Source organism: Marinomonas algarum (genome assembly GCF_020532605.1).
GTDB lineage: Bacteria > Pseudomonadota > Gammaproteobacteria > Pseudomonadales > Marinomonadaceae > Marinomonas > Marinomonas algarum.
Genome location: NZ_JAJATW010000002.1, coordinates 210207 through 225326 on the forward strand (window position 1 = coordinate 210207; position 15120 = coordinate 225326).

Genomic DNA, 15120 nt, shown 5'->3' on the forward strand with positions numbered 1-15120 from the left:
TCCTCCCCCTATTCCCTGTATTACCAAGCCTCTTTTGCCTATAATATCGGCTCCCTGAAAACCATGTTCGAGGCGTTATCTCAATGGAATTAACTAGCTTAAATGCAATTTCCCCTATCGACGGTCGTTACGGATCGAAAACCAATGTACTGCGTCGCTCTGTAAGCGAATACGGTTTACTACGTATGCGAGTCATAGTCGAAGTTCGCTGGCTGCAGGCACTTGCCAATCACCCACAAATCACCGAAGTCCCTGCCCTAAGCAGTGAAGCCAGCGCCTTATTGGATCAGCTTGCTGACAACTTCAGTGAAGCCGATGCTCAGGCGATTAAAGACATTGAGAAAACGACAAACCATGATGTCAAAGCGGTTGAATACTTCATTAAAAACAGCATGGCGGATCATGCAGAACTTGCGGCCATTTCTGAATTTGTGCATTTTGCTTGTACATCCGAAGACATCAACAACTTGTCCCACGCTTTGATGTTACGTGAAGCCCTCAAAGAAGGCATTTCACCAGAACTCAACAAAGTTATCAGTGCGATTCAAGGTCTTGCCATTGAGCATGCTGAGCAACCTATGTTGTCTCGTACCCATGGTCAAACAGCATCGCCATCCACTGTTGGTAAAGAAATGGCTAACGTGGCCGCTCGCCTGAGCCGTCAGCTTAAGCAGATCGAAAAAGTAGAGTTTTTAGGCAAGATCAACGGTGCCGTAGGTAACTACAACGCTCACCTTTCTGCTTACCCAGATGTCGATTGGCAAGCTCACGCAGAAGCCTTTGTGACCTCTCTTGGTTTAACTTGGAACCCTTACACCACACAAATCGAACCACACGACTACATCGCGGAACTGTACGATGCCATCAGTCGTTTCAACACCATATTGATCGATTTTGACCGCGATGTATGGGGCTACATTTCTATGGGCTTCTTCAAACAAAAAACCATTGCAGGCGAAATTGGTTCTTCAACCATGCCTCACAAAGTAAACCCTATCGACTTCGAAAACTCTGAAGGTAACTTGGGCATTGCCAATGCCATCATGGGGCATCTAAGCGCCAAACTGCCCATTTCACGCTGGCAACGTGACCTGACCGATTCCACTGTACTGCGTAATCTAGGCGTCGGCTTAGCTCATAGCTTGATTGCTTACCAAGCAACCCTTAAAGGCATCAGTAAATTAGAGATCAACGCTCCTCGCTTGAACGCCGATTTAGACAGCGCATGGGAAGTGTTGGCTGAGCCTATCCAAACCGTCATGCGTCGCTACGGCATTGAATCACCCTACGAAAAGCTAAAAGAGTTAACGCGTGGCCGTACTATCGACCAAGCAACAATCGAGGCGTTTGTCGATACACTTGAGATGCCAGAGCAAGCAAAAGCAGACTTGAAAAAGCTGACACCGGGCACCTACATTGGTAACGCCGTGGCTCAAGCCAAAGCCATTCGTGACTGATTATTGTCATGGTCACCCTTAGGTGAACGCCAAATAAAAGAGCCGATTTATCGGCTCTTTTTGTGTGTTGCCTTTGCGTGCTACAGCGTATTTCAGTACAACCCAAACAACGCCTTATCTGTTTTCTTTTCATTTTAACGAGCCCAATATGACAGACTTAAATACCCCACTTGCTTTACTTGGCGGTATGACCGCACAAACCTTTTTAGATCACTACTGGCAAAAAAAGCCTTTGTTGATTCGTGGCGGCTTAGTGGACTTCACCCTACCGTTGGAAGCCGATGAATTGGCTGGTATGACCATGGAAGAAGAGATTGAATCTCGTATTGTGATTGAACACGGTAAGACACCATGGGAAACAAAGCAGGGTCCATTTAATGAAGAAACCTTTGCAAACTTACCCGAGCAAGAATGGACGCTACTGGTTCAAGCCGTCGATCATTGGGTGCCAGAAATTCAAGCCTTGAAGGAACGCTTTCAATTTTTACCCAGTTGGCGTTTAGACGATGTCATGGCCAGCTACGCCACAACAGGCGGCAGTGTTGGGCCACATTATGATCAATACGATGTGTTTCTCGTTCAAGTCAGTGGTCGCCGTCGCTGGCAAGTGCTTGCACCAGACGAGTACCAAGACTCCGCTATCCAAGACATCAAATTGCATATTCTGGACAATTTCCCGGTCAACGCGGATATGGATTGGGAACTTGAAACAGGCGACATCTTGTACTTACCGCCGAATTTTGCCCACAATGGTCGCGCTTTAGATGATGACTGTATCACTTACTCTGTGGGCTTTCGTGCGCCAAGCATGCAAGATGTACTGACCGGCATTCGCGATAAATTATGTGAAAACGAAGATGCCAAGGATCGCTTTGCTGCACCTGAAACCTCAGCACGCCAGCACAGCGCCCATATTAGCCAAGACGATATCCATTACCTGCAAGCGCAATTATCACGACTGATTAATCAACCTGATCAACTGGCTCAATGGCTTGGCGAAACCATGAGTGAAAGTAAATACCCAGAATTTTTATCGCCATTGAACCAACAAGACGTTGATCAGGCTTTTAACAACGCACAACAAGGTCACACTTTTGTGCGCCCTGGTGATGCGCGTATTTGCTATTATGTACAAGAAACAAACCTTGAACACGCCAACGCAGAAGAAGGTGAAATTCGCGTGTTTTGCAACGGTGAACACCAACTCGTCGATGCGGAACTCATTGGCTTTGTGGAGGCGGTCTGCCACCAAGTCGAATTTGATCTATCAGGGTTAGACTGGTCAAAAAACGATGAACTTGAACCGCTGGTACGCTTTTTTATACAACAACAAGGGCTTATTGAGCTCACCGCCACGGAAGACGATGACTAACACAGGAAATCTTGAATGAAGGTATTAACGTCAGATTGGCACAGCAGCAAAGAACAACTCAGCTTTGTACGCAAACAGGTTTTTATTATCGAACAAGGCATCGACCCCTTAGACGAATGGGATGATATCGACCAAGATGCTGTGCACTTTGTCTCATTTGGCACAACAGCCGTGCCCACCGGCACCTGCCGTTTGAGTGAGAACGGTCAAATTAGTCGATTAGCGGTACTCGCTTCTTATCGTCACCAAGGTTACGGTGAAATGCTGTTGAACCGCGCCATCAAGGTCGCTCGTGAAATGGGGATTCGACAGGTCTTTTTGCACGCCCAAACCGACGTACAACCCTTTTATGACAAGCAGAATTTTATCACTGACGGCAAAGTCTTCTTAGAGGCAGGAAAAATGCACGTTCGCATGGAAAGAGCGATTTAAAAACAGGCCTACCGTGTGCAGTCAAAACCGTAAGCAAAAAAAAGCACGTCATTGAGACATGCTTTTTTGTTATGAACAAAATTACACAACAGCAATCAATTCAACATCAAACTGCAATACAGAGAATGGCTGAATCATAGCGCCCGCACCTTGAGCACCGTACGCCAATTCTGCAGGAATAGTAAGACGGTATTTCGCGCCTTCTTTCATCAACTGAAGACCTTCTGTCCAACCCGCAATCACGCCAGTCAGTGGGAACTCAATTGGCTCACCGCGAGCGATAGAGCTATCGAATACTTGGCCATCGATCAAACGACCTTCGTAATGAACACGTACCGTGTCTTCACGCTTCGGTGTTGCGCCTGTTCCTTCTTCAAGTACTTCAAACTGCAAGCCACTTTCTGTTACTTGGATGCCTTCTTTGGCTTTGTTTTCAGCAAGGAAAGCTTCGCCCGCTTTAACAGTTTCTTCAGAACCTGCACGTGCTTTTTCTTCCATTTTTTGCTGTAGCTCAGCAAACGCGGCTTCAAGCTCTTCACCTGGCACACGCATTTCCACGCCATTTAAAGCATCTTCAATCGCAGCAAAAAGATGCGTTAGGGACAATTCGCCTAAATCACTACCACGAAGTTGATCACCGATCTGACGACCAATGCCGTAAGCAATTTTAGATTCATTCGAATCGAACGACAGTTCTGACATTTTATACTCTCTTATTTATTCATAAAAATTTGAACCGACATTGTAACATAGGCTTTATAATATAAGCACAAACTCACCTCATCATGGCGCCATTGAACCCTTGCTTTCTTTACAAAATATTTTTTATAAAGACCATAGATTTTTTAAATGAAAACAATTATCATTTGAAAAATCAGGTAAGAATCAACGGAGGTGAACAAGATGAAAACGAAAAACTTTATTCCAGCAACATCTGCTGCCCACAGGGACGACAAAAAAACCGATTATTGGGGCGTCCTGTTTGTGAGCTTTATTTTTATCTCGTCGATGAGCTGCTTTTTATTTGCCAATAATGTCAGCCAGCCAAGCAACAGTAATGTATCAGACGCAACCGCTTTACAAGTCGATACCACGATCAGCTCTCGACAACAAAGTAAGAGCTAAGGATGATACGACTTAATAACAGCAAACCCTTTCAACACTCTGGTCACACGAGACGCACTTAGATACACTTACTGTATATATAAACAGTAAGTGTATCTATGATTCTTTATATTGCAGAAAAACCCAGCCTAGCCCGTGCTATTGCCGCCGCTTTTCCTTCCCCTCAAAAAAAAGAAGAAGGCTGCATTTGGCTACCAAATGGTGATTGTGTCAGCTGGTGTATCGGCCATCTACTAGAACAAGCAGAACCCCACGAATACAACCCTATCTATAAATCTTGGAACCTAGATCACTTACCGATTGTGCCAACAGATTGGCAATGGCAAGAAAAAGCCAATACCAAAAAGCAGCTTGGTATCCTTAAAAAACTGATTAAAAAAGCCGATGTATTGGTACACGCTGGCGACCCAGACCGTGAAGGTCAACTCCTGGTAGACGAAGTGCTGCATTACACCAAGGTGTCTGTCCAAAAGCTGAAAAACACCCAAAGATTACTTATCAGCGACTTAACGCCTTCTGCCGTCAAGAAAGCGTTGCATAATCTCCGCTCTAATAGCGAATTTGCTGACCTCTCTCGTTCAGCCTTAGGACGTGCTCGTGCCGACTGGTTATTCGGCTTAAATTTAACCCGCGCTTACACCATTCGAGGACGACAAGCTGGCTATCAAGGCGTACTGTCCATCGGTCGAGTTCAAACCCCCATCTTAGGTTTGGTTGTCGCCCGTGATAAAGAGCGCGAAGACTTTATTCCTAAAAATTTTTATCAGGTATGGGCACACATTCAAACAGAAAAAAATGAACACTTTCAAGCAAAATGGCTACCAAGCGATGCCTGCCAACCCTATATGGACGAAGAAAACCGTGTGTTAAGCTTGCCGCTTGCTCAGAATGTCGCGCAAAGGATCAGTAATCAGCCAGCGACTCTGATTGACGCGAACTACAAACAAAAAAAGCAGTCTCCTCCTCTGCCTTATAGCTTATCAACCTTGCAAATTGATGCAGCGAAAGCATTTGGTTTGTCTGCTCAGCAGGTGCTAGATACCTGTCAAATCCTGTATGAACGACATCAGATGATTACCTATCCACGGTCAGATTGTCGCTATTTACCCAATCAACAGCATAAGGACGCCCCCGCCATTTTAGCCGCATTAAAGCAAGCGGGTGGTGATAAGGCAGATCCGAGTCGAAAAAGTAAAGCTTGGAACGACAAACAAGTCACTGCCCATCACGCCATTATCCCCACAACTCAGGCACATAAAGCCGCATCGTTAGGCAAAACAGAGTCGCTGGTCTTTGGTTTAATCGCACGACAATACTTAATGCAGTTTTACCCAGACTATGAATACCTTGCTTCTCATATCACACTGGACATCGCTGGCGGACGGTTTGAAGCAAAAGGCAGCACCCCCATAAAAGCAGGCTGGAAAGCGCTGCTCCCGGATAAAAAAAACCATCAAGACGGCGAAGACGAAACACAAAACGAGCTGCCAAGATTGGATAAAAACTCGTCTCTTTGGTGTACAAAAGGCGAGGTGAAAGAAAAAGTTACCACGGCCCCCGCTGCCTTCACCGATGCCAGTTTATTGGGTGCCATGACAGGGATCAGTCGATATGTAAAAGATAAGAAGATACGCGCCATTCTGAAAGAAACCGATGGACTGGGTACTGAAGCAACCCGAGCCAGTATTATTGAATTACTTTTCAAACGAGGCTTCTTAACAAGGCAAGGGAAACAAATTAACGCCAGCCAAACAGGCCGCGCCCTTATTGCTTGTTTACCGGATCAGCTGGTCACGCCAGACATGACAGCACAATGGGAGGCATCACTAAACCGCATCAGCTTAGGGGAAAGCAGTTATCAGTCGTTCATGACCGATCTAGAAGACAATCTACATCAGTTGATTAGCCGATCAAAAGACGTTCCCACCTCCGCGCTACAAAATCTACCTGCCCCCAGTAAAAAGCCGTTTGCTAAAAGAAAAACCGCCTCTGGTAAGAAGACAACAACAACGAGCAGAAGAAAAACGACAACCAAAAAACGATCAAAGCCAGCAAGCTAACCTGCTGCTAACCAAATACCAACGCCGACCATGAGCGTGCCAGCAATACGGTTCATAATGCGTACATTACCACTTTTCATCAGTAGGCTTTTTAGTGTTTTACCGCCTGCGGCGTAAATAATTAAACAACTAAACTCCAACAGCAAAATAATAGTAATCAAGACCACAAGTTGGCTCGATAGCGGTAGGCTTGAGTCCAAAAAAGGCGGCAACAAAGCCACAAAAAAAGCCCAGCCTTTAGGGTTAGCAATAGCGGTGACAAAGCCTTGAGACATCAATTCTGTGCGCGATGCCGATGCACCTTCTTCATTGGTTTTGATTGCCATCTTACCTTTAGAAAGCCACATTTGTACGCCAATATAGGCTAAATAAGCGCCCCCTAAATACTTTAATACCACAAACACACTGGGGTAATTTAACAATAAAGCCGCTACTCCGACAGCAGATAAGGTGGCTACGGTTGCCACACCAACCAGCTCTCCAAGCATCATCCACAATGCTCGTTTAATCCCAATCGTCATACCCAACGTCATGGCCAAGGTCATGCACATACCGGGCGTCAAAGACACAAAAAAGAAGGTAGGTATAAAAGCAGACAGCAACGCGAGGTTCATCAATACATCCTTATCTGAGGTAATGGCTAAAGCGATAAAAGAATCGAGGGCTAAAAGCGCTTTTTGGTTTGAAAGTCTGATCCCTCAATATAATTATTCCACTCCGCATCCAGCTCGGCTTCGCGCTTTACATCTTCATGCTTGCTCATCTCTTGTTCGGCTTTTTGCAGTGCAGTATCCTCAATAATTTCGTGTAATAAATCCTTCAGGCGACTAATGGTATCCTGTGCCTCGATGGTCTCTTTTACAGGGTTTAATTGATTCAACGATTCCTTATAAAGATCAATAGAAGTATCCAGTTGACCACTTAAAAACGCCTGTCGCGCCAAATAGGCATGATAATCCGAGCTTACTTTAAAGTGATAAAAGTGCAATAAGCGATTGTAACGATGAACAACGTCACCACTGATGGTGCGCTCTTTTTTTGATGCGATTAAAAAGGATTTGAAAGACTCAAATAACCGGCGTATTTCTAAAATCATAAGCTCATCGTTAATTGGCTTCGCACGTCTTTTTTGCTTACTGTCTTGAAAGCGTTGCAACTCCTCAACTAAATTATCATGACGACGCGACATGGTTTTATCCGGCTGTAACGCCAGCAGTTGCTCATAGAGTTTGATCTTTCTCGAAATTAACCAGAGTCGCATATCTTTTGGCTGGTATTGTGGCGGGGTCTCGTCAAGATAACGGCGGACTTGGCGTATTTTATTGTTCAACTCAGCGATTTTTCGTAACTTATCGAGCCTAGCTTGCTCTTTTAGCTGCATGACAACCACTAGGGCCACAAAGCCAACCACCAATAATATGAGTACAGTGATAGTCATAGCTGTCATATAAAACCGTGTTTACCTTAGTCGTATTTAGCGCGGGTGCATTGAGTATAAAGAAGATAAACCATTATCCTGCTAGCAGGGTGTGTTTTTTTACTCTGTTTCACTGCTGTCTTTTGTAAAAAGACGACTTTCAACGTCTTTGATCATCATTTGCAAGCGTGCTTTTTCTTTTTTAGAAAGTTCTACGGAACCATTTTTTTCAATAATCGCTAACGCATCTCGAAGCTTTTCTAATGCTTGGCTCTTACGATCATTGTCCAGGTCTTGCTTAGCTTGATGAACCAATAAATCACGATACGCCAACGCATTAGCATAACGAAGCAGCAGCAAGTGATGTCGTACCAGAGCACGACTTGTACCAAAGTTCTCGGGCATAACGCGTATTTCTTTAATCAAATACGACAATGCTTTGCCCATATGATCAAACTGTTCTTGGTTGGACACCCTGTCTTTTGTCTCCGGCATCTGACCAAGCCTTAACTCTGTGGCCATCCGCACCAGCTCTTCTTTCTTGGTAACAAACTCAGACTGATGACCTGCTCTAACCAAACCAGAAAGAACAGAAACAAGGTGCTCAAAAATAAAAATCTTTGTTTCTTTGATAAGGTACCGATCTGACACCATTTCAATCGAATACAAAAGGTGCTCACTACGACTAGATAAACGTGCCAGTATCTTCTCTTTTAGCGCTTTTTGTTTCGCTCTCCACCGTAAAAACGGCAGCACAGACACACATAAAATAACGCCAACAATGGTAAAAAAAATCAACATATTGGACTCTACCTGTTGAGGTTACTTTTCTCTTCTCCCTTTATCTAGCGCAACCCACAAGCCATCAAAAACGTCCAATTGTTTTATGACTCTAATAAAACACTAAAAGAGAAAACCGGGCAGATTATCTGACCTGTTTTCTCTTTTTTATCGCCTAGGGTGCATCCTTTCTTTACGCTTTTATACCTTCCGGTACTCTTTTCTCTTAATGCTTTTCCCTTTTTACCTTATCGGGAGACAGAGAAGCCCAATAGAATATAAAAGATAATCGCGGATAAGATCGCCGATGCAGGGACGGTAATCACCCAAGCAGCAGCAATTCGCAGTAAGGCGGAGCGTTTTACTAACTCTTTCTTCGTCGCTTTCTTCAACCCTTTACGCTCTTGAGAGGAAATAGGTGACGCCGCACGGGCTGCTTTCAACTCTTTTAAGATAGCACGTTTTTCATCGACATCGGCTAGCTTAAAGCGTTTTACGAATTCTTGCGTTTGCAACCCATCCAGTCCAGCAGACTCTGAGTGAGAAATAATCGCAGATAATTTCTTATCATAAGACAATTTCAAATATTCACGTAGGAACCCCACACCGAAGATACCGCCTACTGCAATGTGAGTAGAGCTAACGGGTAAACCAAGCTGAGACGCAATAATCACGGTAATAGCGGCTGCCATTGCCACACAAAATGCACGTGTTTTGTCTAACTCGGTGATTTCTGACCCGACGGCTTTGATTAATTTTGGTCCAAACAAGGCAAGGCCAAAGGCAATACCTACCCCACCAATCATCATGACCCAAATAGGAATAGAGGCTTTTCCTGACACCACACCCGACATTAATGCGTCGTTGATGGCCGCCAGTGGCCCGATTGCATTTGCCACATCGTTAGCACCATGAGCAAAGCTTAACAACGCTGCCGACACGATCAAGGGCAAGGTGAACAAGCTGTTGACAGCGTCTTTATCATTTTTCAACGCAGAAGCGGCTTTGTCTACCATAGGGCGAACCAAGAAGTAGGCTGTCAGTGCGATCGCAAAACCGACTAGGCTGGCGGTCATGAAGTCGAGCTTCCAGATTTTCTTCAGACCTTTCAAGATAAGGTACGTTGAAAATGACCAAACCATGATGCCAACTAACAGCGGAACGACTTTTTTTGCGGCCGCGATCATGTCATTTTTATAGGTAATAGAGCGTTTAATGTACATAAGAAACAAGGCGGCAATAACTCCCCCCATCACAGGAGAAATAATCCAACTTGCCACAATCGCAATCATTTTGTCCCAGTTGGCAATATCCCAGCCACCAGCAGCAATACCCGCTCCCAGTACACCACCAACAATAGAATGAGTCGTTGAAACCGGAGCCCCTAAATACGTGGCCAAGTTCAACCAGATTGCACCGGCTAATAGCGCTGCCATCATGACCCAAATAAAGGTTTCTGCTTCGCCAATCGCACTGGGATTGATGATGCCATTTTTAATGGTGCCGACAACGGTTCCCCCTGCAATTAAAGCACCTGCTGCTTCAAAAACCGCTGCGATGAGAATCGCTCCCGTCATGGATAAAGCCTTCGCTCCCACGGCAGGACCCACGTTATTTGCAACATCATTGGCACCGATATTGACCGCCATATAAGCACCGATGGCAGCGGCAATGGCCAAAATAGACAGATTGGAGGCTTCCATACCGTTCATCGTCGCGTAAAAGCCTGAGGCTAAAACAAAGGCTAGGGCAATTAATACACGCACAAATTCGTTTCCACTTGGTAACGATGCTTTTTCTTTAGGGCTATTTGTAAGATCCATACGGGCTCTTCTGTCTGTAATTAATCTATGCCAAACCGTTAGAAAATAAAAACTTTATTAAACAACGACATGCTATCCCAGCACCTAGTGTTATTTGGCTCTCAACTCATCCCGTCACATATCTGTAATGTGTCAATTTTGCGTCATTTTACACCGGCTATCTGTAGATAAAAACCCCTACTCTCAGTGAGTGTGACGCAATGAACTTGTTACAAAAACACGCGATGAAAAAGTACCCTCACTCGGCACTGAACAGAAATATACTACAGAAATATGACACTTTTGTTACGTTTGATGCAGAGCTGAAGAACACGCATCTGTTTTACCCTTATTTAACACTCTATGACGTTCACCGCTAAGCCACCGCGTGAGGTTTCCTTGTATTTATCGTTCATATCCAAGCCCGTTTCACGCAAGGTTTGAATCACTTTATCCAAAGAAACATAATGAGAACCGTCGCCACGCAATGCCATGCTTGCAGAGTTAATTGCTTTTATTGCTCCCATTGCATTACGTTCAATACAAGGAACTTGCACCAAGCCACCAATAGGATCACACGTTAATCCTAGGTTGTGCTCCATACCAATTTCGGCGGCATTCTCAATTTGCTCAGGTGATCCACCGGTTGCGGCCGCCAACCCAGCCGCTGCCATCGCGCATGCAGAGCCCACTTCCCCTTGGCACCCGACCTCAGCACCAGAAATTGACGCATTTTCCTTGAATAACAGGCCAATCGCAGCCGCGGTTAAAAAGAAGGTCACAATGCCCTCTTCGGAAGAGCGAGGACAAAACTCCCAATAATAATGCAATACCGCGGGGATGATACCGGCTGCCCCATTGGTGGGGGCTGTCACCACACGACCACCAGCGGCATTTTCTTCGTTGACCGCAAGGGCATATAGGTTGACCCAATCCATTGCCCCTAATGAAGGTGTAATCATATCCATGCGTGTTTTACTGGATAAGTCCTTGTATAGACTGGCCGCACGACGTTTTACTTTTAACCCGCCTGGTAAAATCCCCTCGTTTTGAATGCCTTGTTGAACACAACGCTTCATCACTGACCAGATAGACAGTATGCCTTGTTGAATCTCTTCCTCTGAACGCCAATACCGTTCATTTTCCAACATAATTTGAGCAATGCTTTTATCTTGCTCATGACACAAGGCCATCAGCGTCTTGGCGCTATGAAAAACATGGGGGAGTTTCGTTGTGTCTTCCTGCAGAACGGCTTGCCCTTGCTCATCCTCCTCCACAATGAAGCCTCCACCCACAGAATAAAAAGTCGATCGATGTCGCTCTGTACCTTGCTGATCAAATGCTATCAACACCATACCATTTGCATGAAAATCCAATCGGTCAATACGGTGGTAGATCAAATCGCTCTCTGGATTCAATGTTACGGGATACCTTGAGAGCAAGGAAACACAAGCGGTTTTATTAATCTGTGCCACTCGATCCACCACACCGCTTGGGTCAATCGTGTCTGGCCACTCGCCTTCTAATCCCATCAATACAGCGTTGCCAGTACCATGCCCCTTCCCTGTTGCCCCTAAGGAGCCATAAAGATCAACGGTGATACGAGTGATGTTTTCAATGATGTCTAAAGACGCTAACTGCTGAGCAAATTGATGCGCCGCCACCATGGGGCCAACGGTGTGAGAACTAGAAGGGCCAATCCCCACTTTAAAAAGATCAAATAAACTGGTGGCCATGGCGTTTACCTCTTTCAGAACGTGCACAAAACGGGTGCACCGCATTAAAAATTGAAGAATGTCATTTTATTATTCGACAAAATTATCACTTAAGAGAAAAAGTTTCCAATAAGAAACAAAATAAAAATAACCACTGAAAATACTGTGAGGCTTAAACGAAAAAAACCAAAAGACATCTCTTTTGGTTTTTTGGGGGGTTATCTTGATTTGCTGTTTACGACAAGTCTAATGAAAATTAGAAAAAGCCGAGTGGATTAACATCATAGCTTACCAACATATTTTTTGTTTGCTGGTAATGTTCAAGGGCAATTTTATGAGTTTCACGACCCACACCGGATTTCTTATAACCACCGAACGCAGAATGCGCTGGATACTGGTGATAACAGTTCATCCAAACACGGCCTGCTTCTAGGTTACGCCCCATGCGATACGCAAGATTGGTGTCCCGTGTCCACACACCGGCGCCCAAACCAAACTCACTGTCGTTGGCAATCGCCAAGGCTTCCGCCTCGTCTTTAAAAGTCGTCACACTAACGACTGGGCCAAAGATCTCTTCTTGGAAAATACGCATGTCATTGGACCCTTTAAATAAGGTAGGCTGCACATAAAAGCCGTTACCCAAACCGTCTATCGACTCGACGCCACCACCGGTAAGCAATTCTGCGCCTTCTTCTTTACCGATATCAATGTAGCTCAGAATTTTTTCGTATTGCTCTTTTGAGGCTTGTGCACCGACTTGAACGTCAGTATCCAATGGGTTGCCGCGTTTGATGGTTTTGGTGCGTTCTACCACCATCGCCATAAATTCATCGTAGATGGACTCGTGAACGAGGGCGCGTGATGGACAAGTACACACTTCCCCTTGGTTAAAGAAAGCCAATACCAAACCTTCAACACACTTGCTGACAAACTCTTTTTCATGATTCATGATGTCGGCAAAATAAATGTTCGGCGATTTTCCGCCGAGTTCGACGGTGGAAGGAATAATATTTTCTGCCGCGCATTTTAGGATGTGTGACCCTACCGGTGTCGAGCCAGTAAAGGCGATCTTAGCGATGCGTTTGCTGGTTGCCAACGCTTGACCCGCTTCTTTGCCGTAGCCATTCACGATGTTCAATACACCCGGCGGTAGCAAGTCTTGAATCACTTTGATCAATTCCAGAATCGATGCTGGCGTTTGTTCAGCTGGCTTCATGACCACACAGTTACCCGCAGCCAATGCAGGTGCTAGTTTCCAAGCCGCCATTAAGATCGGAAAGTTCCACGGAATGATTTGCCCTACAACGCCGAGCGGTTCATGAAAATGGTAAGCAACGGTATGTTCGTCTAGTTCAGCGGTACTGCCCTCTTGTGCACGCAAACAACCGGCAAAGTAACGAAAGTGGTCGGCCGCTAGCGGAATATCCGCATTGAGTGTTTCACGGACCGCTTTGCCGTTGTCCCATGTTTCAGCAACGGCTAAAGCTTCTAGGTTTTGCTCAATGCGGTCAGCGATTTTTAATAGGATGTTTGAACGGTTCGTGACCGATGTTTTTCCCCATGCCGCACGCGCAGCATGAGCGGCATCTAGTGCAAGGTTTATGTCTTCTTCTGTAGAACGAGGAATGCGGCAAAATACTTCGCCGTTAACGGGACTGATATTATCAAAGTATTCCCCTTTGACTGGGGCAACCCATTCGCCACCGATAAAGTTGCCATATTCGGCATCAAACGTGACAAGGCTTCCATTTGTTCCAGGCTGTGCATAGATCATATCGTCATCTCCATTATTGTTTTTGTTAGATTAAGGTGTCACCTTGATGACTACTGTAGAAACAAAAAACAGAAAAAACTTGCCTGTGAGTCCATCAAACTTGCCTCATTATCCATTTTTATTTATCGCTAATAATGAAAAGAGAGTCTTGACCCCAGAACGGACAAACGTGATTATGTCTGTATAAAAATGCGCCACGCCAAATAATTAAGACAAAAAGAGGTGGGTAAATGAATACATCTGCATCGACAGAAAAAACACTATCAAGGTACAAGCGTCCCCCCGTCCAACTGGTGGAGAATCGTGTTTGCTTTGCCGGCCCCCACGCTGAGCTCAGCATTTATGATACCTATGAACAAGCCCAAAAAGTCAGCTTAAAAGCCGATACCCTACTGTATTGCGGTATGGTGACAGGCGCAAAGGTGATGCACACCCAAGCCCATGACAATATTCCATTTCTGCCCCATGAATCCTTTATCTTAGCGCCAAAAGAAGAAGTCTTTATTGACTTCCCTGAAGCAGAACACCATGCCCCAACAACATGCCTTACCATTGCGATCTCTAAGGAACGCGTTGAGCAGATCTGTGATCGTATGAACGACATCATGGTTGATTCATTACCCACTCACGCCCCTATTGATCCGAATCAGCACTTGCACACCTTGCATACTCAGGGCACACAACAGGTTATTGACCGATTGACCAGTGATTTTATTCGCAATGATCCAGACCGAGATCTACTGGTGGATTTTGGCGTCAGTGAGTTGGTGACGCGCATTCTTCGCCATCACGGTCGAGACGCCTTGCTGCGTTTTAGCCACAACACCCCCGATGCCAATGGCCTAACCTGTGTTATTCAGTGGATAGAAAATCACCTTTCTCAACCGTTAGACATTCATCAATTAGCAAAAACCGCTTGTATGAGTCGGAGTCGTTTTTATCAAAGTTTCAAGCGTCAATTAGGCTGTACGCCTGTCGAATATCAACACCAGCGCCGTATGGAAAAAGCTTACCAGCGCTTAAAAGCAAAATGCTCTGTGACCGAAGTAAGCTACGAATTGGGGTATTTAAGCTTGAGTCACTTCAGCCGACGCTTTCATCAGCACTTTGGCATGTCGCCTCGACAGGTTGCACAAAGAACGCTCAGCACACAATAGAGACACTGCGTATTTGAATAATCCGTGTC

Annotated in this window: 13 protein-coding genes; 6 read left to right on the forward strand and 7 right to left on the reverse strand. The window is 45.2% G+C overall.

Going from position 1 to position 15120, the window contains the following annotated elements; genetic code table 11:
* Positions 1 to 83 precede the first annotated feature (83 nt).
* From purB to LG368_RS02775, 3 genes are all read left to right on the forward strand, one after another.
* On the forward strand, positions 84 to 1457 hold the full coding sequence (gene purB, locus LG368_RS02765; protein ID WP_226753199.1) for an adenylosuccinate lyase: 1374 nt from the start codon (positions 84 to 86) through the stop codon (positions 1455 to 1457).
* Positions 1458 to 1605: 148 nt separating this feature from the next.
* The gene (locus tag LG368_RS02770; RefSeq protein WP_226753200.1) at positions 1606 to 2829 is read left to right on the forward strand and encodes a cupin domain-containing protein; all 1224 of its coding nucleotides are present in this window, start codon (positions 1606 to 1608) and stop codon (positions 2827 to 2829) included.
* A 15-nt stretch (positions 2830 to 2844) separates the two neighbouring features.
* On the forward strand, positions 2845 to 3261 hold the full coding sequence (locus tag LG368_RS02775; protein ID WP_226753201.1) for a GNAT family N-acetyltransferase: 417 nt from the start codon (positions 2845 to 2847) through the stop codon (positions 3259 to 3261).
* Positions 3262 to 3342: 81 nt separating this feature from the next.
* On the opposite strand, the gene LG368_RS02780 is transcribed toward LG368_RS02775, so the two are convergent.
* The gene (locus LG368_RS02780; protein ID WP_226753202.1) at positions 3343 to 3963 is read right to left on the reverse strand and encodes a BamJ family beta-barrel-assembly machinery protein; all 621 of its coding nucleotides are present in this window, start codon (positions 3961 to 3963) and stop codon (positions 3343 to 3345) included.
* A gap of 201 nt (positions 3964 to 4164) precedes the next feature.
* On the opposite strand from LG368_RS02780, the gene LG368_RS02785 reads away from it, so the two are divergent.
* Both LG368_RS02785 and LG368_RS02790 read left to right on the forward strand, forming a co-directional pair.
* Positions 4165 to 4386, forward strand: coding sequence for a hypothetical protein (locus LG368_RS02785; protein ID WP_226753203.1), 222 nt, complete (start codon positions 4165 to 4167; stop codon positions 4384 to 4386).
* A gap of 98 nt (positions 4387 to 4484) precedes the next feature.
* Positions 4485 to 6446 carry a DNA topoisomerase III gene (locus LG368_RS02790; protein WP_226753204.1) on the forward strand — a complete coding sequence of 654 codons (1962 nt, stop codon included), beginning with the start codon at positions 4485 to 4487 and terminating at the stop codon, positions 6444 to 6446.
* On the opposite strand, the gene LG368_RS02795 is transcribed toward LG368_RS02790, so the two are convergent.
* The 6 genes from LG368_RS02795 to exaC all read right to left on the reverse strand — a co-directional run bounded on the left by LG368_RS02795 (position 6443) and on the right by exaC (position 13934).
* Positions 6443 to 7060 carry a LysE family translocator gene (locus LG368_RS02795; protein ID WP_226753205.1) on the reverse strand — a complete coding sequence of 206 codons (618 nt, stop codon included), beginning with the start codon at positions 7058 to 7060 and terminating at the stop codon, positions 6443 to 6445. The two genes, LG368_RS02790 and LG368_RS02795, sit on opposite strands and share 4 nt — an antisense overlap.
* A 50-nt stretch (positions 7061 to 7110) precedes the next feature.
* Positions 7111 to 7893, reverse strand: coding sequence for a hypothetical protein (locus LG368_RS02800; protein WP_226753206.1), 783 nt, complete (start codon positions 7891 to 7893; stop codon positions 7111 to 7113).
* Positions 7894 to 7983: 90 nt separating this feature from the next.
* Entirely contained in the window at positions 7984 to 8664 is a 681-nt protein-coding gene (locus tag LG368_RS02805) for a hypothetical protein (RefSeq protein ID WP_226753207.1), read from the reverse strand.
* A 227-nt stretch (positions 8665 to 8891) separates the two neighbouring features.
* Complete coding sequence (locus LG368_RS02810) at positions 8892 to 10466, reverse strand: inorganic phosphate transporter (RefSeq protein WP_226753208.1); 1575 nt, start codon at positions 10464 to 10466, stop codon at positions 8892 to 8894.
* Positions 10467 to 10798: 332 nt separating this feature from the next.
* Positions 10799 to 12181, reverse strand: coding sequence for an L-serine ammonia-lyase (locus LG368_RS02815; RefSeq protein WP_226753209.1), 1383 nt, complete (start codon positions 12179 to 12181; stop codon positions 10799 to 10801).
* Positions 12182 to 12416: 235 nt separating this feature from the next.
* On the reverse strand, positions 12417 to 13934 hold the full coding sequence (gene exaC / locus LG368_RS02820) for an acetaldehyde dehydrogenase ExaC (RefSeq protein ID WP_226753210.1): 1518 nt from the start codon (positions 13932 to 13934) through the stop codon (positions 12417 to 12419).
* A 230-nt stretch (positions 13935 to 14164) separates the two neighbouring features.
* Between exaC and LG368_RS02825 the strand changes: the two genes are divergently transcribed.
* The gene (locus tag LG368_RS02825; protein WP_226753211.1) at positions 14165 to 15091 is read left to right on the forward strand and encodes a helix-turn-helix transcriptional regulator; all 927 of its coding nucleotides are present in this window, start codon (positions 14165 to 14167) and stop codon (positions 15089 to 15091) included.
* The last annotated feature ends 29 nt before the right edge of the window (positions 15092 to 15120 follow it).